16 protein-coding genes are annotated in these 22,665 nt (G+C 73.2%); 4 read left to right on the top strand and 12 right to left on the bottom strand.

Annotated features, from left to right (window positions below):
* Nucleotides 1-15: 15 nt before the first annotated feature.
* The 7 genes from ACIBI9_RS59030 to ACIBI9_RS59060 all read right to left on the bottom strand — a co-directional run bounded on the left by ACIBI9_RS59030 (nucleotide 16) and on the right by ACIBI9_RS59060 (nucleotide 7,739).
* On the bottom strand, nucleotides 16-1,773 hold the full coding sequence (locus ACIBI9_RS59030) for an FAD-dependent monooxygenase (RefSeq protein WP_397236437.1): 1,758 nt from the start codon (nucleotides 1,771-1,773) through the stop codon (nucleotides 16-18).
* Nucleotides 1,766-2,449, bottom strand: a complete 684-nt coding sequence (locus tag ACIBI9_RS59035; protein ID WP_397236439.1) for an amidohydrolase family protein — start codon at nucleotides 2,447-2,449, stop codon at nucleotides 1,766-1,768. Before ACIBI9_RS59035 ends, ACIBI9_RS59030 begins: the two co-directional genes overlap by 8 nt.
* On the bottom strand, nucleotides 2,446-2,865 hold the full coding sequence (locus ACIBI9_RS59040; protein ID WP_397236441.1) for a TIGR03618 family F420-dependent PPOX class oxidoreductase: 420 nt from the start codon (nucleotides 2,863-2,865) through the stop codon (nucleotides 2,446-2,448). The genes ACIBI9_RS59035 and ACIBI9_RS59040 overlap by 4 nt, the downstream gene beginning before the upstream one ends.
* A complete protein-coding gene (locus tag ACIBI9_RS59045) occupies nucleotides 2,862-4,631 on the bottom strand; it encodes an AMP-binding protein (RefSeq protein ID WP_397236444.1) in 1,770 nt (589 codons plus the stop codon). The genes ACIBI9_RS59040 and ACIBI9_RS59045 overlap by 4 nt, the downstream gene beginning before the upstream one ends.
* Complete coding sequence (locus tag ACIBI9_RS59050; RefSeq protein ID WP_397236446.1) at nucleotides 4,628-5,539, bottom strand: VOC family protein; 912 nt, start codon at nucleotides 5,537-5,539, stop codon at nucleotides 4,628-4,630. Before ACIBI9_RS59050 ends, ACIBI9_RS59045 begins: the two co-directional genes overlap by 4 nt.
* A gap of 2 nt (nucleotides 5,540-5,541) precedes the next feature.
* Complete coding sequence (locus tag ACIBI9_RS59055) at nucleotides 5,542-6,390, bottom strand: fumarylacetoacetate hydrolase family protein (protein ID WP_397236448.1); 849 nt, start codon at nucleotides 6,388-6,390, stop codon at nucleotides 5,542-5,544.
* 98 nt (nucleotides 6,391-6,488) lie between these two features.
* Entirely contained in the window at nucleotides 6,489-7,739 is a 1,251-nt protein-coding gene (locus ACIBI9_RS59060; protein ID WP_397236450.1) for a PucR family transcriptional regulator, read from the bottom strand.
* 187 nt (nucleotides 7,740-7,926) lie between these two features.
* Between ACIBI9_RS59060 and ACIBI9_RS59065 the strand changes: the two genes are divergently transcribed.
* Both ACIBI9_RS59065 and ACIBI9_RS59070 read left to right on the top strand, forming a co-directional pair.
* A complete protein-coding gene (locus ACIBI9_RS59065; protein WP_397236452.1) occupies nucleotides 7,927-11,493 on the top strand; it encodes a hypothetical protein in 3,567 nt (1,188 codons plus the stop codon).
* A 289-nt stretch (nucleotides 11,494-11,782) separates the two neighbouring features.
* Complete coding sequence (locus ACIBI9_RS59070) at nucleotides 11,783-12,388, top strand: DUF4232 domain-containing protein (protein ID WP_397236454.1); 606 nt, start codon at nucleotides 11,783-11,785, stop codon at nucleotides 12,386-12,388.
* On the opposite strand, the gene ACIBI9_RS59075 is transcribed toward ACIBI9_RS59070, so the two are convergent.
* Nucleotides 12,378-13,067 (bottom strand): HAD family hydrolase, encoded by a 690-nt coding sequence (locus ACIBI9_RS59075; protein WP_397236456.1) that lies wholly within the window; start codon nucleotides 13,065-13,067, stop codon nucleotides 12,378-12,380. The two genes, ACIBI9_RS59070 and ACIBI9_RS59075, sit on opposite strands and share 11 nt — an antisense overlap.
* Before the next feature lie 90 nt (nucleotides 13,068-13,157).
* Here ACIBI9_RS59075 and ACIBI9_RS59080 point away from each other — a divergent pair, with 90 nt between their 5' ends.
* On the top strand, nucleotides 13,158-15,446 hold the full coding sequence (locus tag ACIBI9_RS59080; protein ID WP_397236459.1) for a sensor histidine kinase: 2,289 nt from the start codon (nucleotides 13,158-13,160) through the stop codon (nucleotides 15,444-15,446).
* Between the two features lie 62 nt (nucleotides 15,447-15,508).
* Here the strand turns inward: ACIBI9_RS59080 and ACIBI9_RS59085 are convergent, their stop codons facing one another.
* Nucleotides 15,509-17,773, bottom strand: coding sequence for a glycoside hydrolase family 3 C-terminal domain-containing protein (locus tag ACIBI9_RS59085; RefSeq protein ID WP_397236461.1), 2,265 nt, complete (start codon nucleotides 17,771-17,773; stop codon nucleotides 15,509-15,511).
* Nucleotides 17,774-17,895: 122 nt separating this feature from the next.
* Here ACIBI9_RS59085 and ACIBI9_RS59090 point away from each other — a divergent pair, with 122 nt between their 5' ends.
* Nucleotides 17,896-18,885 carry a LacI family DNA-binding transcriptional regulator gene (locus ACIBI9_RS59090; protein ID WP_397236463.1) on the top strand — a complete coding sequence of 330 codons (990 nt, stop codon included), beginning with the start codon at nucleotides 17,896-17,898 and terminating at the stop codon, nucleotides 18,883-18,885.
* A gap of 7 nt (nucleotides 18,886-18,892) precedes the next feature.
* Here ACIBI9_RS59090 and ACIBI9_RS59095 read toward each other — a convergent pair whose 3' ends face one another.
* The 3 genes from ACIBI9_RS59095 to ACIBI9_RS59105 are packed head-to-tail and all read right to left on the bottom strand — an operon-like array spanning nucleotide 18,893 to nucleotide 22,639.
* Nucleotides 18,893-20,236: an MFS transporter gene (locus tag ACIBI9_RS59095; protein WP_397236465.1), complete on the bottom strand. Its 1,344-nt coding sequence runs from the start codon at nucleotides 20,234-20,236 to the stop codon at nucleotides 18,893-18,895.
* A 43-nt stretch (nucleotides 20,237-20,279) separates the two neighbouring features.
* Nucleotides 20,280-22,049 carry a sulfatase gene (locus ACIBI9_RS59100; protein ID WP_397236467.1) on the bottom strand — a complete coding sequence of 590 codons (1,770 nt, stop codon included), beginning with the start codon at nucleotides 22,047-22,049 and terminating at the stop codon, nucleotides 20,280-20,282.
* Nucleotides 22,046-22,639 (bottom strand): PadR family transcriptional regulator, encoded by a 594-nt coding sequence (locus ACIBI9_RS59105; RefSeq protein WP_397236469.1) that lies wholly within the window; start codon nucleotides 22,637-22,639, stop codon nucleotides 22,046-22,048. Before ACIBI9_RS59105 ends, ACIBI9_RS59100 begins: the two co-directional genes overlap by 4 nt.
* Nucleotides 22,640-22,665: the final 26 nt, after the last annotated feature.

Genomic DNA, 22,665 nt, shown 5'->3' on the forward strand with positions numbered 1-22,665 from the left:
CTCCTGCGAACGGCGTCAATGTCCGAGGAGCGAGCGCAGGGCCTGGGCCAGCTGGGCCGTCGCGTCGGTCGCCTTCTGGGCGCGCCAGGCGATGAACCGGTCGGGGCGGACCAGGACTGCCCCCTCCGGGCCGTGGCCGCGATGCCGGGTCCAGGTGGAGCGCGGGTCGAGGAGATCGCCGTCCAGGTGGCCCACGCGTACGACGTCCAGCGGCCAGGTGCCGGCGAGTTCGGCGGCCGCCTTGCACCAGTCGTGGCCGTTCTCCCCGGCGACGAGCAGGAAGCGGCCCGGCCGCGGGAGGTCGTGGACGGGCAGGCGGCGGCCGTCGTCGTCCTCCAGCCAGGCGTGCGGCAAGGGATGGCCGGGGCGGGCGCAGGGCTGGTAGAGGCGGACGGGGTCCGGGTTGCCGGGTTCGGGGGTGCCGTCGGGGAGGACGGCGGCCGAGGTGTAGGTGTAGCCGTACTCGATGTTGTGCTCGTTGAACTCCATCGACTGGGCGGCGATGGCGCGGCGGACGGCGCGGGCGTGTTCGGCGTCCTCGGGCAGGCCGCTCCACAGGCGGCGCATCCGCCGCCAGTTCGTCTCCGGGTCGGCGCCGGGGGCGATGCCGGCGGCCTCGGCGGTGACGATGTGGTTGAGGGCGTTCTCCAGGGAGCGTTGCACGTTGCGGGCGGTGACCGGCTTGCGTTCGGGTTCGTAGGTGTCCAGGAGGGGTTCGCCGGCGTGGCCGTGCAGGACGGCGGCGAGTTTCCAGGCGAGGTTGGCGGCGTCCTGGATGGCGGCGTTCAGGCCGAGGCCGCCGGTGGGCGGGTGGCGGTGGGCGGCGTCGCCGAGCAGGAAGACGCGGCCGTCGCGGAAGCGGTCGGCGACCACTCCTTCGATGGACCAGCGGGTGATGAGGTGCACGGTGAGCGGATGGTCCGGCAGGCCGAGGGCGGTGCGCAGGTCGGCGATCACCTGGTCGTCGTCGAGGCCGCGGGGGTCGTCGGCGGCGTAGTTGAGGTGGACGACCCATTCCTCGGAGTCGGGGCCCCAGCGGTCGGGGCCCATGGGGACCATGGTGGCGGCGCCGCCGGTGTGCGGGAGGGGCAGCCAGCGGATGAGCACCTCGGGGTCGCGGGCCCAGGCCGACAGATCGGCCGACAGGTGGACGGTGGCGATGCGGGCCAGGTCGCGGGCGCCTTCCATGCGGATGCCGAGCTGCCTGCCCACGGTGCGGCCGCCGTCGCAGGCCAGCAGATAGCGGGCGCGGACCTGGTAGGAGCGGCCGGTGTCGCGGTCGAGGACGGTGGCGGTGACACCGCCGGCGTCCTGGGTGAAGGCGGTCAGCTCGTGGTGGAAGCGCACCCGGCCGGGGGCCAGTTCGTCGGCGCGGCTCCTGAGGACGGGTTCGAGCCGGATCTGGGGCAGGTTGGTCTGGCGCTGCGGGCTGGCGGCGGCCCAGTCGGCTGACAGTCCGCCGCAGCCCCAGGACTCGATCAGGCCGAAGCGCCTGCCGTAGTCGTCGGCGGGCCCGGCCAGCCCGGCGTACCAGGCGGAGTAACGCATCTGCTCGGGCGGGGTGCCACGCCGGTAGACGGTCTCGGCGACGCCGAGGTCTGCGAGGATCTCCATGGTGCGCTGGTTGAGCACGTGGGCTTTCGGCAGCACCGAGGTGGTCGGCAGCGCGCTGACGAGCAGGTGGCCGACGCCGAGCCGGGACAGCAGCATGGAGGCGGTCAGGCCGGCGCCGCCGCCGCCCACGACGAGCACGTCGGTGTCGAGGTCAGGCATGGGATCTTTCCTTCAGGAGTGCGCGGGCGTTGTCGTGGTTGATCGCCGGGTCGTCGGCCCAGGTGTTGAAGTACGCCACGGCCGGTTCGGGGGCGAAGGGCCAGTCGCTGCCGTACAGGACGTGGCCTGGTCTGGCGAAGGCCAGCAGCGAGGGCAGGGCGGCGGGACCGGCGGACAGGGCGGTGTCGAAGTAGAAGCCGCTGAAGTCCTCCAGTGCCTGGTCCGGGTCGCGGCCGGTCTCGCCGTAGACCGTGATGGCCAGGCGGTGGGCGGCGTACGGGACGAATCCGCCGGCGTGGGACAGGATGAAGCGGATACGCGGGAAGCGCCGCGGCACGTCATGCTTGACCAGGCTGAACGCGGCGCGCGTGGTGTCCAGCAGGAAGTCCGCGGCGAACGGCGGGATGCCGTCGATCGCCGGCCCGGGTAGCTCGGCGGGGTGGACGAAGACGATCGCGGCGTGCTCGTCGAGCACTCTCATGAGCGGGTCGAAGGCAGGGTCGCCCAGGTAGACGCCGTGGCTGTTGGCCAGCAGCGTCACGCCGTCGGCGGACAGCTCGCCGAGCGCGTGCCCGGCCTCGGCGACGGCGACGGCGGCGTCGACGCCGTGCGAGAACAGCCAGCGGGCGTACGGCTCGGGGATCATGTGCTGGTGCACGTCGATGCGGCCGGTCATGGGTGTTCTCCTTGGTCGAGATAGCTGGCGCCGTAGACACGCCCGACGGTGATCTCGAGGATGACCCGGTGCATGCCCGCCAGGTCGGCGTCGGTCATCGGCTCGACCGGCCGTCCGCCGATGCGGGACCACACCGTGGCGGTGTCGGCGCCGATGCCGGCGGCGCGGATGCGGGCGGCGCCCTCCAAGGTCACCGACGGGTACGGCGCCGCGCCGCCCATGACGCACAGGGAGGCGCGGCCGGTGCGCTCCACGTCCCTGGACTTGGCGCGGCGGGGTTCGGTGGAGACGAGCAGGCGATCGCCGTCGAGGGCGAAGTAGACCACCGACTGGCGAGCCGTGCCGTCGGGCCGGGTGGTGGCCAGCACCCCGGCGGCGTGCCGGTCGAGGAAGTCGCGGACCTTCTGGTCGATCATGGGTTCACCGTGCGGTAGCGGATGAGATGGCGGTCGAGGGCGGCGGCCAGCTCGGGGTCGGGGCCGATCAGGGCGATCGGCCTGCCGTCCTCCAGGACGACGTCGGCCGGGCCGCCGGGGCTGAGCTCGGCGATGACCCGGCGGACGGAGTCGGCGACCAGCTCGGGCTTGAAGAGCTTGCCGACCGTGGTGGTGGGCAGCGCGTCGAGGATGTGGACGGCCTTGGGGGCGGCGGCCGGCTCGGAGGCGTTGGCCTGGGCCCAGGCCAGCAGGTCGGGCTCGGCGACCGGGCCGGTGACGGTCACGTAGGCGACGGGGACCTCGCCCGAGTGCGCGTCGGGACGGCCCACCACGGCCGCGCCCGACACCCGCGGGTGGGCGAGCAACGACTCCTCGATCGGACGCGGGTCGAGGTTGTGGCCGCCGCGGATGATGAGGTCCTTGGCCCGGCCGGTGAGGTGGACGTAGCCGTCGGCGTCCACGTGCCCGAGGTCGCCGGTGAGCAGCCACCCGTCGAAGATCTTGCCGGTGGGGTCGGGGCCGTCCGGGCCGAGGTAGCCGGGGAAGACGGCCGGCCCCTTGATGGCCAGCACCCCGCTCCGGCCGGGCGGGCAGTCGCCGGTCGGCCGGTCGTCGGCGTCCACGGTGACGGCCTTGATCTGCTGGTACGGCAGGCGCAGCCCGACCGTCCCGGCCCGCGGCGCGAAGGCGGGCGTGGCCGCGCTGGCGCAGGTGGCCTCGGTCAGCCCGTACCCCTCCAGCATCGGCACCTTGACCGTGTCCTCGAACGCCGCGCGGACCCGGCCGGGCAGCGGCGCGGCGCCGACCGCGCCCGCGCGCAGGCTGGAGATGTCCACGCCGTCGGGCACCGGCGGCAGGCTCGCGTACACGGTCGGTACGGCCGAGAACGCGGTCACCCGGTAGCGCTCGATGATGCGCCAGAAGTCCGCCATGAGCGTCTTGTCCCGGTAGCCGAGCGGGCCGAGGCTGACCACGCTCGCGCCGTGCATGAACGGCGCCAGCCCGGTCACGTGCACGGCGTTGACGTGGAACAGCGGCAGCCCGGCCAGCGCCACCCCGCCCCCCACGTAGGCGCCCGAGCAGCCGAGCGCCCAGGCCATGTAGACCTCCATGGCGTGCGTGTGCGGGGCGATCTTGGGGGTGCCGGTGGTGCCGCCGGTGTGGAAGTAGGCGGCCAGATCCTCCGGTCCGGGCCGGTAGGAGGTGATCAGCCGGTCGCCGGGCCGGTCGGCGCCGAGCCGTTCGAAACGGTCGCCGGCGACCAGCAGCGCGCGCAGTCCCGGCAGGCTCCGGGCGATCCGCAGCGCCTTGTCCTCCAGGGAGGCGGCCACGACCAGGATCTCGGCCTTGGTGAGGGTGAGGATGTCGACGATGTGGTGCTCGGCCAGCATCGGGTTGACCGGGTTGGCGACGCCGACGGCCTGGGCGCCCAGCAGGGCGGCGTAGGTCTGGCCGGAGTTGGGCAGCAGCAGCCCCACCGTCCCGCCCGGCGTCATGCCCAGGCCGATGTAGAGGTTGGCGGCCTGGTGCACGCGGGCCAGCAGCTCGCCGTAGCTCCAGGTGACCTCCGCTCCTTCGCCCAGCAGGTGCAGGGCGGGCGCGTCCGGAGCCGTGGTGGCGGTGCGGCGCAGCAGGTCGTAGGTGGAGGCGGGCAGGCCGCGCTCGGCCAGCGGCACCGCCTCCACCAGCGGCAGGTCCTCGGGGACCAGCACCAAGGGGCGGTCGCCATCGGTGTGGTGGCTCATGCGCTGTGCGCCCCCGCCATCAACGCGGCCAGGTCCTCCGGTTCGATGAACGACGGCGGCACCGGCGGGCCCCAGCTGTAGAGGATGCGCATGTCCTCGAAGACCTCCGGCTTCCAGACGGCCTCGTCGACGACGCAGTCCAGGTCGGAGTAGTACTCCGAGAAGTTGCCCGCCGGGTCTTTGAGGTACCAGAAGAAGTTCGAGCCGATGTGGTGGCGGCCCAGGCCCCATATGTGCCGCTCGGGGTGGCCCTGGAGCATGCGGTGGGCGCCGCGGCCGATCTCGTCGACGTCCTCGACCTCCCAGGAGGTGTGGTGCAGGTACGGCACCGGCGCGGGCTGGACCAGCACGTTGTGGTGGTCGGTGGAGCAGCGCAGGAACGCGGCGATGCCGGGCACCTCGTCGCTGATCCTGAATCCGAGGCCCTCGGTGAAGAAGCGCTGGCTGGCCTCCTGGTCGGTGGAGCCGAGCACCACGTGGCCGAGCTTGCGCGGCCGTACCGGCTGCTCGCGCAGCACGCCCGGGGCGCGGGCGTCCACGCGGTCGGCGCGGCCGGGCCCGTTGTAGACCGGGGCGGGCTCGGCGGCGCGGGTGATCCGGCCGGCGATCGACACCTGGACGCGGACCTTCGTGCCGGGGTCGGTCACGCGGCCGCCACCGTCCAGGGCCAGGCCCAGGCGGGCCAGGCCGGCCGTGATGCGGCCGACGTCGTCGGCGTCGTCCACGCCGACGCCCAGCTCGACCAGGCGCCGGGTGGGCGTGTTCACCAGGCGGAGCTGCTCGCCGCCGTCGGCGGTGGCGAAGGTGTTCTCGCCGGTCGGCCTCAGGCCGAAGTCGGCGTAGTAGGCGGCGGTCTCGGCGACGTTCGGCACGCCGATGGTGATCCGGGTCAGGCGGTGCAGTGCCATGGTCAGGCTCCCGTGAAGGTGGTGCGGAGGGTGCCGATGCCCTCGATCGTGCTGTGCAGGTGCTCGCCCGGCGCCAGGAAGCGGGCGGGGGTACGGGTGCCGCCGATCCCGCCCGGGGTGCCGGTGAAGATGACGTCACCGGGCAGCAGCGGGGTCACCGACGACAGCTTCTCGACCAGCGCGGGCACCGAGAAGATCATCTGGCTGGTGCGGGCGTGCTGCATGCGCTCGCCGTCCAGATGGCAGGAGATCTCCAGGTCGTCGGGGTCGGCGAACTCGTCCGGGGTGACCAGCCACGGGCCCGTCGGGCCGAAGCCCGGGAACGACTTGCCGAGGGAGAACTGCTGCGGCTGCGGCGGCGCGAGCTGGGTGAGCCGCTCCGACAGGTCCTGCCCCACCGTCAGCCCGGCCACGTGCTGCCAGGCGTCGGCCGCCGCGACCCGGTGGGCATGGCGGCCGATCACCGCGACCAGCTCCACCTCCCAGTCGGTCAGCCCGCCCTCCGGCAGCGTGACGACCGCGTCCTGACCGGTCAGGCAGGAGACGAACTTGGTGAACACCGGCGGCCCGGCACCCGGCTCGATCTTCGACTCCTCGGCGTGATCGCGGTAGTTGACCCCGATCGCGAACACCTGGCGCGGCGCGGGAGCCGGAGCCTCCAGCTCCGCCTCCGCGAACGGCACCGGCTCGGTGCTCCAGGCGCGCGACCCGGCCCAGGAGCGCAGGTCGTCCCAGCGCTCGAACAGCGCCTGCGGATCGGCGGGAAAGCGTCCGCCGCCGGCCTTCTCGATGTCGATCGCGCCGCCGTCGGCGAGGAGCACCGCCCGGCCGGCGAGGTTGGCAATCCGCATGAGCTTCCCTTCGTCATCGGCTCGTCACGCCGATTCAACGAAGGTTCCGTATCCGGCCGCTTGTGCTCACCGCCCAAAGAACGGGCCGGTGATTGGGCTCAGGGCAGGGTACGGGCGATCTCCAAGGCCAGGCGCAGCTCCAGCAGATCGTCCGGGAGGGCGTGCCCGAGCAGCTCCTCGGCCCGCTTGATCCGGTAGGACACGGTGTTGCGGGAGACGTGCAGCAGGTCGGCGGCGCGCTGCGGGCTGCGGCCCGAGGCCAGGTAGACGCGCAGCGTCTCGCGCAGGTCCGCCGTCCGCCTGTCCCCGCCGAGCAGCGCGCCCAGCGTCTCCTCGGCGAACCAGCGGGCCCGCTCTCCCCCGGCGGCCAGCAGGGACCGTACCCGGATGTCGGCATGGCGGCACAGCCGCACCTGCTCGCCGAGGAAGTCCTGCGCCTCCCGCGCCCCCAGGTGGCTGCGCCGGAACCCCGCCACCCCGTACGCGAGCGGCCCCACCGCCAGCCGCAGCCCCCGCGGCACCCGGATGTCCAGGGCGGGCGCGGCCGGCGCCGGCCAGGCCGTCCAGGCCCACACGTCCGACGGCCCCGCCTGCACGGTCAGCACTCCCTGCCCGCCCACCGCCCGGCCGACCTCCGCGGCGAAGCGGCGCAGCACCTCGGCCGGGGTGTCGAGCTCGTCGGCGGTCACCACGAAGGCGAGATGGTGCCTGGCCACCTCGTAGCCCAGGGTCCGGCTCGCCGTCTCCTGATCGACGCGCCGTCCGGCCAGGATGTCGTCCACGATCCGGCGCCGCGCCGCCTCCGTGCTGGCCTGCCAGCGGTCGCGTTCGGCGATGTACTCCTCGGCCATCCGGCTGGCGTGCGCGTCGGCGTAGGAGAAGAGCAGCTCGCTCACCCGGTGGCTCTCCGCCAGCCGCACCGGCCCGGGTTCGGCGTCGATGGCGTCCATCAGCCGCTGGTGCAGGCACGCGTGCCCGATCCGTACCCCGCGCAGCACCTGATCCAGCGGCACTCCGCGCCGTACCAGCTCGGCGTTGCCCTCCACCGCCTCCATCGGCACCAGCTCCGGGGACGGGCGGATGTCGAGCAGCAGCCCGGTCAGCCCGGCCAGCACGCTGGCCTCCACGGAGCGCCGCAGCGTCTCGAAGGGTGTCCGCCCGCCGCCGTAGGCGGGCACCTGCCGGATGACCTCCTGCGTCATCCACACGGCCGTCTCCACCGCCCACCCCGTCGGGCCCTCTCCGAGGGTGTCGCGGGCGACGAGCAGGGTGGCGGACGACGCCGCGGGCGGGTGCCCGCCACCCTGCGCCCGCAGGCCGAGCAGCCACCGGCGCGGCACATCATTCACACGGCAAGTCCTACCCCGGTCGCCGCTCGGCGTTCCCCTCGGGGGTCGTCGCGCAGGACCGCGGCGCCGCTCGCCCGCCGAGGACCTCGCCCCGAGCGGCAGGGGCTTGCGCGGTGTGGAGGTGATCGGCCACTATCGTCGACATGACTAGTGGAAAGGGCGGTCTCCGCCCAGCCCGTTGAGGCCCATGGAGCCGGCCGAGGAGCCGGCCCTCGACATCTCCGCTGATGCCCTGCTGGCGCGTCTCGCGCCTCTGCCGTACCCGCGGCGTATGCGGGCGCTGGCGCTCCACGCTCGCCGTCTCGTCGGCACCTCCCAGCTGCGCGTTCTCCTGGACGAGTTGTCCGTGCGGGATCGATACGCCCGGCGTATGGCGCTGCACGTGGCCATGGCCGCCCGCGAACTCCAGCACGTACAGGCGGTTCTCGCCGGGCCGGACATGGGGTTGCGGCGTGCGGCGCTGCGGGCGGTGCGCACTCTGCCCGTGCCGGATCCGGCGGTGGCCGCCGCGCTCCAGGACGCCCCTGCGGAGCTGCGGTTCGCTCTGTATCGCACGCTGGCACTCGGCCGCCGGCGCGCGCTGGCCGAATCGCTCCTGCCGGACGTCCACGCCCGATGGGGCGCGCGCGAGGCGGCGGCGTTGCTGCCGGCCTGCGGTGCCGAAACCGCCGCGCGGTGGCTGCCCGACGTCGCCCACACGGTGACGTCCTGGACGGCGCTGGCCAAGCGGCACCCGGGCGCGATCATGGCGGTGGCCGAGCAGGAGCTGGCGGGTGGTGCTCACCTGTGGAGCTGGTGGCGCCGCCGCGGTGCGGGCGTGGTGCTCGCGGCCCTCGCCGAGCCGGCCCGCATGCTGGCCCTGCTGGAACGGCACGACCTGGGGTACGGCCTGCGCAGCCTGCCCGCCACGGTCGTGAACGCGCTGTTCAGGGTGGACGCCGTACGGGCCAGGACGTTGTTCGCCAACCCCGTTGTGGCCCGCTGGGAGGGGCCGGCCAAAGCGGTGCTCCGTCACCTGCGGTCAGGCTCGGACGCGGAGATCCTGCGTCTGGCCTCGTCCGAACACCGGCTCGGCCGGGTGCTGCCCTCGCTGCCGCCCGGCCGCCGGGCCGCGATCTTCGAGGCGGCCGCCGCGCGGAGGGGAGGTTCCACCGGGCTGTGGGCGATGCCGTTGCTCAGATGGCTGCCTGCGGAGTCGGCGGCGGCCGAGGCCAGGCGCATGCTGGCCTGGCACGAGTCGGTGTGGCACTCGCCCCGCTCCCACCTGGACAATCCGGATATCCCGCTGAAGCTCACCTCCTACCTCCCCTACGAGGAGGCCGTCGGCCCGCTGCGTGAGGCCGCCGTAGGCGGGGACCCGCGGCGGCGCGGGCTGGCCAGGACGCTGCTGATCCAGTGCACGGCCCGCACCCGGGACCGGGCGGCGCTCCACGCGCTCCTGGCCGACCTGGCCCTGCGCACCGCCAATGAACAGGACCCGCTCCGCCGGGACCTGCTGGCCGCTCTGCGGGACGTCCCGCCCGCGCTGCTCGACGACTCCTGCGCGGGCACGCTGGAGCGCGTCGCCGCCGACGCCGTCGAGGCCCCGGACTCCTCCTCCGCCACCCGGGACGAACTGCGGAGCCTGGCCGCCCGGGTCCTGCGGAACCACGACCCGGCGACCGCGCCCGCGCTGACGGCGTGGGCGCTGGGTACGTACGGCGGGCTCGTGGCGCGGCACGGCGCGAGCGGCCTGCCCGCGCGGGAGCGCCGGTCCTCTCCCGTCCGCCGCCGCTACCGCGCCCACGGCCCGGTCGCGGAGCCGCACCGCCTGGACCGGGTGCTGCGCGCGGGTCAGGAGCACGACCTGCTCGCGGTGCTGCGGCCGCATCTTCGCGCCGCACGCGAGCGGGAGGACTTCACCCTGGCCGTCGCTCTTGCCCACGCGCTCGGCCGCCGCTCATGGGCGCTCGCCGAACTCCAGGACGACCTGCGCGCCGCCATCCGCACGGCACCGGAGCCGCTCGCCCGCGAGGCCGCCGACCTGTGGCTGCGCCGTCCTCATCGCCGCCCGCGAACGTCCCGTCCCACGACCGCCTCTGGGCTGGAAGGGCCGCAGTGGCCGGGAGGAAGCGGGGTCGGGTATGAAGGGCGGCCGCGAGGCCGAAGGAGCGAGCACGAGGGGTGGTCGCAAGGAAGCGGGATAACGCGGGAGGAGCGGGTCCTTCAGCTCGTTCGGGAGGATCCGTCCGCCGTGACGCTGCCCGGCGTCTGGCGGACCGTGGCCCGGCGGCGCACCGACCTCCTCCTCCCCCTGCTGGACGGCCGTCGCGACGGCCGCTTCGCCGATCCCGCGTGGGTGCCGCGGATCGACGGCGGTGACGCCGGCCGGTGGACGCCCGCCCAGTGCGAAAGGATCCGCGCCGAGCTCACCACCGCCGTCCATGACGAGGGCCTGTCCATCGCCGCGCGGCTGGCCGCCGTACAGGCGACCGGCCGGATCGGCGGCGGGCTGGACCTCCTGGCCGCCTGGGCGGACCGGCAGGAGACGATGCTGGCCGAAGCCGCCGTCACGGCCATGGCGCACGCCGGCGAGCCCGCCCGCGCGGTGCCCGTGCTCGTGGGCCACGCCGGCGGCCCGGCCTCCCGCGTCGCGGTGGCCGCGCTGGCCCGCTGCTGCCGTTCGACCGCCCCGTCCCTGCTCGGGCCGCTGCTGGAGGAGGCGCTGACCGCCCCCGGCAGCAAGGTGACGCTGCGCAAGCTGGCCGCCCGCCAGCTCGGCCGCCACCGCCCGCCCGGCGCGGTGGACGTGCTGCTGCGCGCGTGGGCGGACCCGGGGCTGCACCGGGATGTACGGGTGGCCGTCGCCTCGGTGCTGCGCACGATCCCCGAGGACCCGCGGACCCTGGACGCGCTCGGCGACGCCGCCGGCCGGTACGCCGGCGAGCTGATGCTGCGCACGCTCTTCCAGGCCCACCCGATGGAGTACGCCCCCGCCGCCCGCCCCCGTTACGCGGACCTGGTACGGCGGCTCGTCATGGCCGCCGACCTGCCCGGGGTGAGTTTCCGCGGGTCGAAGGCGTTCGCCCTGTGGGCGCACTGGTACCGGGGCGGCTTCGACGAGGTCATCGAGGCCGTGGCCGATCCGGGGACGACCGGGGGGGTCATGGCGGTGTTCCTGGGGCTGCTGCGGGCCGGGGCGATCCGGTCCCAGGCGCTGGACGTCCTGTCCAGGCTGGCCGCCGCCGTACCCGAGGAGGGCCTGCGGACACCGGCCAGGCAACGCGTGGACGCCATCACCCGGCGCCTGGTCGGAACGCGGGAGGAGACGGAGCCATGGCGGCGGCGGCTCGCCCGGGACGCGATGGACGTGCTCGCCGCCCAGCCCCTCCTGCTGCCCCAAGTTGTGGGGCTGGCCGTGGACCTGCTCCCCCGGGAGCCGGACGGGAACGACCTCGCCGACGCCCTGTGCGCGCTGGCCGACCTGCTCACGGACCGGCCGGTGCTCGCCGCCCGGACGGCCGACACAGTCGTCTCGGAGCTGTTCAGCGAATATAGCCGGGAGTCGCCACTGCCGATCGCGGTCGCGCTACCTGCGGCCCGGCGTCTGGCCGGCCGCGGCGACCTGTCCGGCGACCTGTTCGCGCTCACGCTCACCCAGGCGGGAGGACAGCGCACCGAGTGGGCGGCCCCGTGGGGGGAACTCCTCCGTGACCTGCGCGACTCCCCGCACCTGGAGGTACGCCAGGAAGCCTGGGACACCTCAGTGGACTGACTCCGAACAAGCGGAATGGTCGCTGTCACAATCTGATCGACAGCTCGTTGTGACCTCCACTCCGCCGGAGGTCTCATGCAGGGGGCGAACGGCACACCGCGCATCGTCCTCGCCGAATACTTCCTGGGCGAGGAGCGCGCCCTCGTCTTCGGCGTGACCCCGGGCTCCCCCGAGGCGGACCCGGTCACCGTCCCTTGCCGAGCGGATCCGGGCGGACTGGGCGGAACTGGGCGGCGGCCGTCCGGCGCTGGGCGCGCTGCTCCCCTCCCCGGACGGCAGAATGATGGCGATGACCGTCCCGCCCGCCATGCGCGTCTGCGTGAGCGCCGTCGCCCTGATCTGCCTCGCCGGCTGCGCCGCGCAGGCGCCCGGCGCCGGCGCCGCGCCGGCGCGTCCCACGGTGACCCCGCCCGGCCACCCCCTGGCCCAGCCGCCGCCGACGGTGTGGTCTCCGTCCCCGGCCCCGTCCTGCGCCGGCTCGGGACTGCTCCTGTACGCCGAAGCGCCGACGGCCGCGATGGGGCTGCGCGTCCAGACCGTGACGCTCACCAACTGCGGCGACACGGTGCGGCAGGTCAAGGGGTACCCGCGCGTCCGGCTCCTGGACGAGGACGGCGAGCCGCTGGAGGTGAAGATCGACCGAGGCGCTCGACGGGTCACCACCGCGATCCAGGATCCCGGGCCGAAGGCCGTGACCGTACGGCCGGGCCGATCGGCCGCCTTCACCCTGGCGTGGCGCAACACCTACGGCGGCACCACCCATCCGCCCGCGGTCGGCGCCACGCTCGTCGTCACCACAGGCTCCGGCCGGCAGCGCGTCAGCGGCCTGTTCGACCTCGGCTCCACGAACCTCCTGGGCGTCACCGCCTGGACACCCGTCACGGTCAAGCGATGAGCCCGGCCACGTGCGAGATGCCGGTGACGCGGAGCCCGGACCAGTTGGCCACGTCCAGGCGGGAGAAGTCGTACGTGTTCGACAGATCGGTGCCGACCAGCACCGCCGTCATGCCGCACCGTGCCGCCCCGGTCAGCTCCTCGTCACTGCCGTCGCCCACGTAGAGCGTGCGCTCCGGCTCCAGGCCGAGGCCGCCGAGGGCGTCCCGGTAGATCGCGGCGTCCGGCTTCACCTCGCCCAGGCTGCAGCTGAACGAGCAGTGCTGAAAGAAGGGGGCGAACGCGGAATCCGCCCATACGATCGGCACGTCAGGCGCGCAGTTGGTGACCAGGCCCGCCTTCACGCCCCGCGCGGACAGCCACGAGAGCAGCTCCACGGCGCCGTCCACCGGCTCCAGGCTCTCCTCGGTGAACTTCAGATAGAGCGCTTCGGCTTCCGCCACGGCCGAATCGGGAGCCCGGTGCCCAAGCTCGGAGGCGATCCACCGGAAGTTCTCCCCCACGCCGGCGAACCGGCCGCGCACCCGTTCGGGGAAACTCCGGGACCAGAGCTTCAGGCAGTCGTGCGCCGCCACGCCCAGAACGGCGGAGCAGGCCGCCATGGCGTGCTCGTGCTCACGCCGCCGGAACGGCTTGACCAGCGTCCCGAACAGGTCGAACAGGACTCCGGCGTACCGCATGATCTCACCCTACTGCCGATGGGATGTGGCCCTCCCTATAATCCGACTTGAAGATCGACCCGCACGATGCGGCGATAGCGAGGCGACCCTATGGGCCTGATCACGGCCCCGAGCCGTCCCGAGGACGACGACGGCGCACGAGGGGTGCTGATCGCTCCGGCGCTGGCCAGGGCGATCGTCGCCGTGGTGTTCTGCTGCTTCGCCGGGGTCGCCCTGCTGTGGGTGCTGGAGCTGGAGAAGAGCGGCGGCGAGATGGCGCTGGCCGTCACCCTCCTGGCGGCTCTGCTGGGCCTGCAGTACTTCTACTTCTGCCGCCCGGGCGTGGATCTGCGCTCGCCCGCGTCCCATGTCGTGCTCGCGGTGCAGGCGTGCCTGGTCTACCTTCCGCTGGGCCTGTTCGGGCAGGCGTGGGTCAGCCAGCCCTCGTTCCTGGCCGGGAGCGTGCTGCTGGTGCTCGCGCCGCGGGTGGCCTGGCCCGTGTACGCCGCCGTCGTGGCGAGCACGGGAGTCACGCAGCGCTTCTGGACCGACGGCACGTGGCTCGACGTCGTCTATGTCGTCGTGAACACGGCGACGGCCGGCCTGGCCGTGTACGGCCTGGTCAGACTGGCCCGGCTCGTCACCGCGCTGTACGAGGCGCGCGGCGAGCTGGCGAAGACGGCGGTCGCGCACGAGCGGCTGCGGCTCGCCCAGGACGTGCACGACCTGCTCGGGTCCAGCCTGTCGGCGATCGCCCCCAAGGGGGAGCTCGCGCTCCGGCTGCTGCGGCGCGACCCGGGGCGGGCCCGGCAGGAGCTCTCGGAGATCCTGGAGATCTCCCGGCAGTCGCTGACCGATTTACGGTCAATCGCCCGGATATATCGGGATATTGATCTGGATGGCGAGACCACGACCCTCACGTCGATGCTTGCGGCCTCCAACGTGGAGCTGCGGCTGGACCTCGACAGCCGCGAACTCGTGCCGCCGCTGCGAGCCGCTCTCGCGGCCGTCCTGCGCGAGGGCGTCGCCCACGTGCTGCGGCATCGGCAGGTGGAGCGCTGCGAAATCGTCCTGCGGCAGGAGGGCGACTCGGTCTCGGCCGACATCCTCTACGACTACGACGGGGCCCAGGCGGGCGTGGGCGGGGACCTGCCCGCGATGGTGTCGAGGATGGGGGGCGAGCTCACCGCCGAGCCGGTCGCCGACGGCCGGTTCCGCCTCCACGTGCTGCTCCCGGTGACCGCGCGGCCGCCGGACCTCCCGGCCGAGGCCGCCGACGAGCCCAGGGCGCCCGTTCCGCGCATCGCGACCAGGCTCGGCGGCGGGCTCGTCGTGGCGGTCTTCCTCGGGCTCTTCGCCCAGGCGGTGCTGCGCCCGCTGCTGGTGAGCCGGGCGTTCGAGCAGGTCGCCGTGGGCACCGGCTGCCTGATCGCCGCGCTGGTGCTGCAACTGGCCTGGTTCAGCCGGCCGGGCGTCCGGCTGCGCCGGCCGACGGCGTACCTGCTGCTGGGCCTGCAGGCTTTCGTGGTGTATCTGCCGTTCGTGTGGTTCCACGAGCCGCGGGCGGGGCTGCAGGGGTTCGTGGCCGGCAGCGCGTTGCTGGTGCTGCGGCCGGTCATCGGCTGGAGCGTGTTCGCCGCGGTCACGGCCGCCGCCATCTGGGCCCAGTTCGCGTTCGTCGCCGATCTTCCCGTGGGCTACGCCCACATCCTGGTCACCGTGAACCTCGGCCTGCTCACGTACGGCCTGACCTGGATGGCGCGCTCGGTGCTGCGGCTGCGGGACGCACGGCGGCAACTCGCCGAGGCCGCGCTGGCCGAGGCGCGGCTGCGGTTCGCGCAGGACCTGCACGACCTGCTCGGGCTCAGCCTGTCGGCGATCACGCTGAAGAGCGACCTGGCCCACCGGCTGATCCCGCGCGATCCGGACCGGGCCCGCACGGTCCTGGCGGAGGTGCTGGAGATCTGCCGGCGCGCCCTGGCCGACGTACGGTCGGTGGCCGGCGGCCATCGCGAGATGTCGCTCGACGAGGAGTGCCGGACCGCGGAGTCACTGCTGGCCAGCGCCGGGCTGGACGTGCGGATGGACGTACGGCACGGCGACCTGCCCGCCGAGGTCGGCACCGTGCTGGCCACGGTGCTGCGCGAGGGCGTCACCAACGTGTTACGCCACAGCAAGGGCACCCGCTGCGAGATCACCGTCCGCGAGGAGGAGGGAGGGGTCCTGCTGCGCATCGTCAACGACGGGACGGGCGCCCCTCCGCAGGGCGATCACCGGGGCAGCGGCATCCGCAACCTGTCCGACCGCGTCGCCGCGCTGGGCGGCACGCTCACCGCGGGCCCCGAGGGCGACGGCCGGTTCGGGCTGTCCACCCGTATCCCACGCCACGAAAAGATCTAGCTCACTCCGAGCCCCTGAGCCGCGCGGCGACCTTCCGAGGAGACCGCCGCGCGGCCGCTCGCTCAGCTCGCCGAGGTCTCGGAGTTCGCCATCCGCAGCAGGTCGTCCATGGCCGGCGGCTGCTGCCCGCCCTGGGAGGCGCCCATGCTGAGGAGGGTGGCCAGCGGGATCTGGGCGATCAGCGCCTGGCTGGCCGGGTCGGTGAAGAAGTTCTGCTCGCCGTCCGCGGCCTTCAGCAGGACCTCCTCGACGATCTTCCGGCCCCGAGGATGGGCCAGCCATTCCCGCAGCGTGCTGTCGGCCGTGAGCGCGGCCTGCGGCGGCTCCACGTCCAGGTGGATGCGCTGCTCCAGGACCAGGTCGCGGGAGGAGTGTCCGACGTGCACGCCGTACTCGCCCGGCTCGGCCACCCACCGCCCGTGCCGGGTGCTCCAGTAGCTGAAGGCCCGGGCGTCGAGCTCGATCATCACGCGGGTGCTCTCGCCGGGGGCCAGGCGGACCTTGCGGAAGCCCCGCAGCTCGCGTTCGGGACGGTCCACGTCCGCGACGGGGTCGCTGACGTACACCTGCACGACCTCGGCGCCCTCCCGCGTGCCGGTGTTCGTCACCGTGACCTCGACGCGGGCCTCGGGCCGTGCCGGGTCGGGGACGTGCACGGCCAGATCGGAGTAGGCGAAAGTGGTGTACGACAGCCCGAACCCGAACGGGAAGGCCACGTCCCGCCCGGTGCGGTCGTACCAGCGGTAGCCGATGTAGAGGCGCTCCCCGTAGAGCACCTGCCCCTCCGAGCCCGGCCAGTTGACGTGCGCGGGCGTGTCGGACAGCCGGTGCGGGACGGTCTCCGCCAGCCTGCCGGAGGGGTCGGCGTGCCCGAAGATCAGGTCGGCCGCGGCGCCGCCGCCCGCCTGGCCCGGCAGCCACATCTCCAGCAGGGCGGCCGCGTGCTCGGTGAGCGGGCCGGTCAGCACGACGCCGCCGTTGCTCAGCACGACCGCGACCGACGGGTTGACCGCGGCCACCGCCTCGAGCAGCTGGAGCTGCGCCTCCGGCAGGTCCAGGTCCTCGCGGTCGAAGCCCTCGGACTCGGCCTCCGACGGCTCGCCGAGGAAGACCAGCACCGCGGCGGCGCCGCGGGCGGCCTCCACCGCCTCGGCGAGCAGGACGGCGTCGGGCTCCCCGTCGAGGCGGAAGCCCGGCGCGAACGCGACCTCGCGCGAGGTGGCGGCGCGGATCGCCGTCAGGGCGTCGTCGAGCCGGGTCGGGTTGATGAGGGAGCTGCCGGCGCCCTGGTAGCGCGGGGTGCGCGCGAACTCGCCCAGCACCGCGATCGGGCCGCCGGACTCCGGGTCGAGCGGGAGCAGGCCGCCGTCGTTCTTCAGCAGGACCGCGCCCTCCGTCGCGACGCGGCGGGCGAGCGCGTGGTGGGCGTCGAAGTCGGGCGCCGCGTCCGCGCGTCCCTGCCGCAGCCGCTCGTGGGTGCTCACCAGGCGTTCCACGGCGACGTCCAGGACCTCTTCGCTCAGCTCGCCGGCGCGCACGGCCTCGACGATGGCCGCGGCGCTGCGGCCGCCGGTGCCCGGCATCTCCAGGTCCAGGCCGGACCGGACGGCGGCGACCGGGTCGTGCACCGCGCCCCAGTCGGAGACCACGTAGCCGTCGAAGCCCCACTCCTCGCGCAGGACCGTCGTGAGCAGCCAGGGGTTCTCCGACGCGTACACGCCGTTGACCCGGTTGTACGAGCACATGATCGTGGCCGGCCGCGCCTCGCGGACGACGTGCTCGAACGCGCGCAGATAGATCTCCCGCAGGGTGCGCTCGTCCACCTCCGCGCTGACGCGCATCCGGTCGGTCTCCTGGTTGTTGGCCGCGAAGTGCTTGACCGACGCGCCGACGCCGCGCGACTGCAGGCCCGCGACCCACGCGGCGCCCATGACGCCGGCCAGCAGCGGGTCCTCGGCGAAATACTCGAAGTTGCGCCCGCACAGCGGGGAGCGCTTCATGTTGACGCCCGGGCCGAGGAGCACGTCCACGCCGAGCGCCCTGGCCTCGACCGCGAGCGCCTCCCCGACCTCGCGCAGGAGGCCGTCGTCCCACGACGAGCCCAGTGCCGCCGCCGTGGGGAACGCCGTGGCGGGCATGCTGTCGGCGAGCCCGAGGTGGTCGACCCCGGCCCGCTGCAGGCGTACGCCGTGCGGGCCGTCGGTGAGCAGCGCGGCCGGCACGCCCGCGTGCGACACCTCCGCGGTCGTCCAGAAACTGGCGCCGGAGACGAGCCGCGCCTTCTCCTCGAGCGTGAGCCGTTCGACGACGGATCGTCCGTCGGTCATGTCGTGACCTTCCTGTCCTGCGGGGATGAGGGTAGCTAGCGCGCGCTAGCTACCAGCGATGCGACGCTAACCTTGGAGCACTAGCGCGCGCAAGTGCCATGTCGGGGAATGGGAGGGCGGCCATGGGCGGACGGGCACGGCGGGTGACGGCGAGCGACATCGCGCGGTCCCTGGGGATCTCCCGGGCCACGGTGGGCTTCGTCATCAACGACACCCCGGGCCAGACGATCTCGGAGGCCACCCGGCGCAAGGTGCTCGCCGAGGCCGAGCGCCTGGGCTACCGGCCGCACGCCGCCGCCCGGGCGCTCGCCCGGGGCAGCAACCGCATCGTCCTGTTCATCATGCCCGACTGGCCTGTGGAGCACCTTCTCCGCCGCTACCTGGAGGAGGCGACCCTCGTCCTGGACCGCGCCGGCTACTCGCTGGTGACCTGGAGCCGGCACGCGGGCGGTCGTTCCCGCCCGCTGTGGGAGACGCTCGACCCGGATCTCGTCGTCCCGGTCGTCCCCCTCCCCCGCGACGACCTCGACGTTCTGCGCCGGGAGGCGGGCGCGCGGCTGCTCGCCGGCGGCGACGAGCCTTCCGAGCTGCACGAGGTGCCGTCTCTGCGGGCCGGGCCGGCCCTCCAGGTGGAGCATCTCCACGAGCGCGGGCACGCGCGGCTGGCCGTCGCCCGCACGGGCGACCCGCGCCTGGAGGCGCTCGCCGGCCTCCGCGCCTGCCTGGCGAGGGCGCGGGCCGCGGAGCTGGGTCTCGAGATCGCCGACGTGCGGACGGTCTCCGACGAGGACGGCTCCGCGGCCGTTGCCGTACGGGACTGGCTGGACGCCGGGGTCACCGGGGTGGTCGCCTACAACGACGACATCGCCGCCGCCGTCGTGGGGGCGGCCGTGCGGGCGGGGATCGCCCTGCCCGGCCGCCTCGCGGTGGTCGGGCACGACGACAGTCCCCTGGCGCGGTTGCTGGTGCCCGCGCTCACGAGCGTGCGGGTCGACGTGGCGGGTCTGGGGAGGTACGTCGCCCACCGCGCGCTGCACGCCCTCGGGGTGGAGGACACGCCCCCGGCCGCGCCCGAGGTCTGGGCCAGTGTCGTTCACCGGGAGACGTCCTGACCGGGCGTCAGTCCGCGAGCGCCTGCCGGCGGCGGAGTTCGAGCTGCTGACCGATCCTGGCGGTGTCGCGCGGGTAGGTGACGTACAGGACCGAGAGCAGGAGGCCGTTGACGATCATCAGGATGACCAGCACCCACAGGAACACGCCCTGGATGCCGATCGTCGCCGCCAGCGAGCCGGCCAGCAGCGAGAACAGCGCCCACGCGATCGTCTCGAACACCGACAACCAGATCGCGTACGCCTGCCCGCGCAGCTCCGGCAGCACGACCCCGGCCACGATGGGCCGGTTGACCGGCGGGTTCAGGCCCTGGCAGGCGCCCAGCAGGGCCCAGAAGATCGCGTAGGTGACGATCGACTCGTACCGGAACTGCGTGCCGAAGAAGGCGATGACGGCGAACAGGATCTGGGCCAGTTGCAGGACCAGGACGCGCCCCCTGCTCGGCATCAGCCGGTCGAGCCGGGGCAGGATGAATCCGGCGCTCAGCGTGGCGACGCTGTAGCCGATGCCGAACGGGAGCGCCACCAGGATGGCGGTGGCGTTGTCGATGCCGCGCTCGGTGACCAGGAACTGGACGCCGAAGATGGCGATCAGCAGGTGTCCCGACAGCAGCCGGCTCAGCATCATCACGGTGTACGTGGGGATGCGGAACAGCCCGGCCACGGAGGCGACGGTGACCTTCGCCTTCGTCCGGTCCTCGCTCGCGAGGTCGGCGAGCTGCTTCTCGGAGGATCCGATGCCCGGATCGGTGAAGAAGGCGGCCACAACCAGCCCGGCGGCGATGCAGACGCCGCCGAGGGTCCACAATGCCCAGCGCCAGCCGTCCTCGAGTCCGACGAAGACGGCCATGACGGGCGCGAGGACGATGGCGGCGAGCTGGAGCGTACCGAAGAAGATGCCGTTCGCCCGGGCCCGCTGCTCGTCGGCGAAGGAGTCGGCGATGACGGCCATGGCGATGGGCGAGCCGCCGATCACCGCGGCGGACATGAGCGTGCAGCAGATGAGGAGCTGGACGAAGTTCTGGGAGAAACCGGCGGCGATGCCGAACAGGCCGCCGGTCACGGTCGTGGCGACCAGCGCGCCACGACGGCCGATCTTGCTGGACAGCCACACCCAGAACGGGCCGGCCGGAACGCTGGCGATCTTGCCGAGCGCCGCGATGATGCCGAGATGACCGCTGTTGAGCCGGAGCGCGGCCGCGAGCGTGGGGAAGACGGTGTTGATGAGACCGGCTTCGGTGTTGTCGACGACGCTCACGCCGGAGAGGACGGCGAGATTGCGCCAGCGATGGGGGACGTTGGCGGCCTGAGCCGCTCCTGGCTGTACGGACGCGGTGGAGGCGCTGGCATCCATGCGGTGCCCCTGTCTGCAGTGTCGCGATAGAGAAGGCGTCGCCTCAGTCGGACGAGGCGGCGGGTGTTGCCGTAAGAAGGCCGAACTGCTCGTCGATGCGGCGCAGGACCGCGGCGGGCACGAAGCCGAGACGGGCGAGGTCCAGCAGGCTCATGGGGGCGGGGGCGGCGAGCAGCTCCGACTGCACGAGGGACGGGGCCTCCTGCGCGAGGACGTCCTTGGCGCCGGTGATTCCCAGCAGTTCCAGGAGGGGCGCGCGGAGCAGGGCCGGGGCCTGGAACTCCTCCTCTACGGGCAGCGGCACGGCGACGGCCGCCGCGCGTTCGCGCTGCTCGCGGACCAGCAGGTGGTCGCGGGTGATGTCGCCCTCGCGCGGGATGCCCAGGCGTTCGAACTGGCTGGGCGGGGCGTCGGTCTCGACCATGAGCCGGCGCAGCAGCCCGACCATCCGCAGCTCCACGTCGTCGTCGACGATCGGGCTCTCCTGCGCCGGATCCTGGTCGAGGTCGAACAGCAGGGTGCCGTGCCGCCACGGGTTCATCCAGCTGGGGGAGGCGGGCATCCGCATCGTGCGCAGGCCCTTGGTGAAGGTGAACGGCTCGGCCGGCTCCCACTCCCGTAGCTCCGCGACCGAGAACCGGGCGCGCATGTGGGTGGGCATGAGCGTGAACTCCTCCAGCGGGCCGTTCGCCGCGTCCTTGGCGGCGCGCATGTAGACGTAGCGGCCGTCGGTGACGTTCACGTGCCCGCCGTGAATGCCGAACAGGGCACCCTCCCTGAGCGGCCCGTCCTGGGCGAGGTCGGCGCCCTGCATGTCGGGGGTGGGTTCCAGGCCGAAGTAGCGCAGCACGGTCGGCGCGATGTCGATGGTCTGCGCGAGCTCGCCCCGCCGCCGGTCCCGCCCGCCGGTACGCGGGTCCCACAGGAACATCGGCAGGTGCACCAGCTCGTTGAACCACGGCATCACCGACTTGGCCCACCAGCCGTGCTCACCCAGCAGGAAGCCGTGGTCGGTGTTGACGATGAGCAGGGTGTCGTCCCACATGCCGTACTCGTCCATGAAGTCCAGCACGCGACCGAGCGAGCGGTCGCACATCGTGACCAGGGCGGCGTACTCGAAGCGGGCGTGCTCGACCTGCCCGTCCGGCTCCAGCACCTTCTGGTACGGCGGCCAGTCGAAGGCGGGCCCGTCGTACTCGTGCGGGTAAAGGTCCTTGTACTGCTGGTGGGTGAAGAAGGGCTCGTGCGGGTCGAACAGCTCGATCTGCAGCAACCACCGGTCGGCGTCGGCGTTGGTCTCGAGGAAGTGCAGACCCGCGTCGACGGTCAGGGTCTGCGAGTGCTCGGCCTCCGTCGGCATGTATGTGCGGTTGATCACGTCCTGCCGTTTCATCGCCCCGTACGGGCTCGCCGGGTCGCCACCGTCGGCCACCACGCCCTTCCACGGGTCACCCTCCTGGCCCCGGAAGAACTCCCAGGTGCTGTAGCGGGTGTGGTAGGTCGCGCCGCCGTCCTCCCAGTAGTGCGGGTGATCGGAGACCAGGTGCGTGTGCACGCCCGCGCGCTTGAGCAGCTCGGGCATGGAGTCGTCGAACGGCTCCAGCGGGCCCCAGCTGCGGTGCAGGAAGTTGTACCGGCCGGTGTGCATCTCGCGCCGCGCCGGCATGCACGGCAGCGACCCGGCGTAGAAGTTGTCGAACGTCACGGCCTTGGCCGCCAGCCGCGCGAAGTTGGGCGCGTCGACGAAGGTGTCGGCGTAAGGGGCGAGCATGTGCCTGTTCAGGCTGTCGAACATGAGGATGATGGCTCTCATCGCGCGGTCTCCTCCGCCGTCTCCTGAATGATCGGCTCGCCGTCGAGGAGCCGCCGGCGGAGCTCGATGAGCGAGGCGATGTGGCGGTCCATCGCCTCGGCCCCGCGCCGGTGGAGCCACTCGTCCATCTGGCTGCCGAGCTCGACGTCGTAGCCCCGCGGTGGCTCGTCGAACCGGCTGCGGTCACGATGGCGGTACCGCGCGACCTCCGCGACCCGGGTGCTGATCTCGACGTCGAGGATGCCGATCACCTGCTCGACCGTCATGAACCCGGCACTGCCCAGCCGCGCGTACAGGTCGGGGTCCTGGAAGCGCGTGGGCGGGTTGTACGGGCGCGTCAGCCAGTCGGTGAAGACCGTGTGGCCCTCTTCGGTCACGTGGTAGCGCTTGGCGTTGCTCGCCCCGGGGCGCTCCTCGATCGTGTGCTCGACCCAGCCGCGCTCCTCCATCGCCGCCAGCGTCCGGTACGCCTGGCTCATGGTCGTGTTGGAGCGGGCGAACCGGCCGTGCGTGTCGAAGAACTTCTTCAGCTCATAGCCCGTACTGGGACGGTGGAGCAGCGCCCCGAGGAGCAGGATCTCAAGCTTCATCAAATGTGCCCGTCGTTTGAGCCCGT

This window comes from Nonomuraea sp. NPDC050451 (assembly GCF_044458585.1).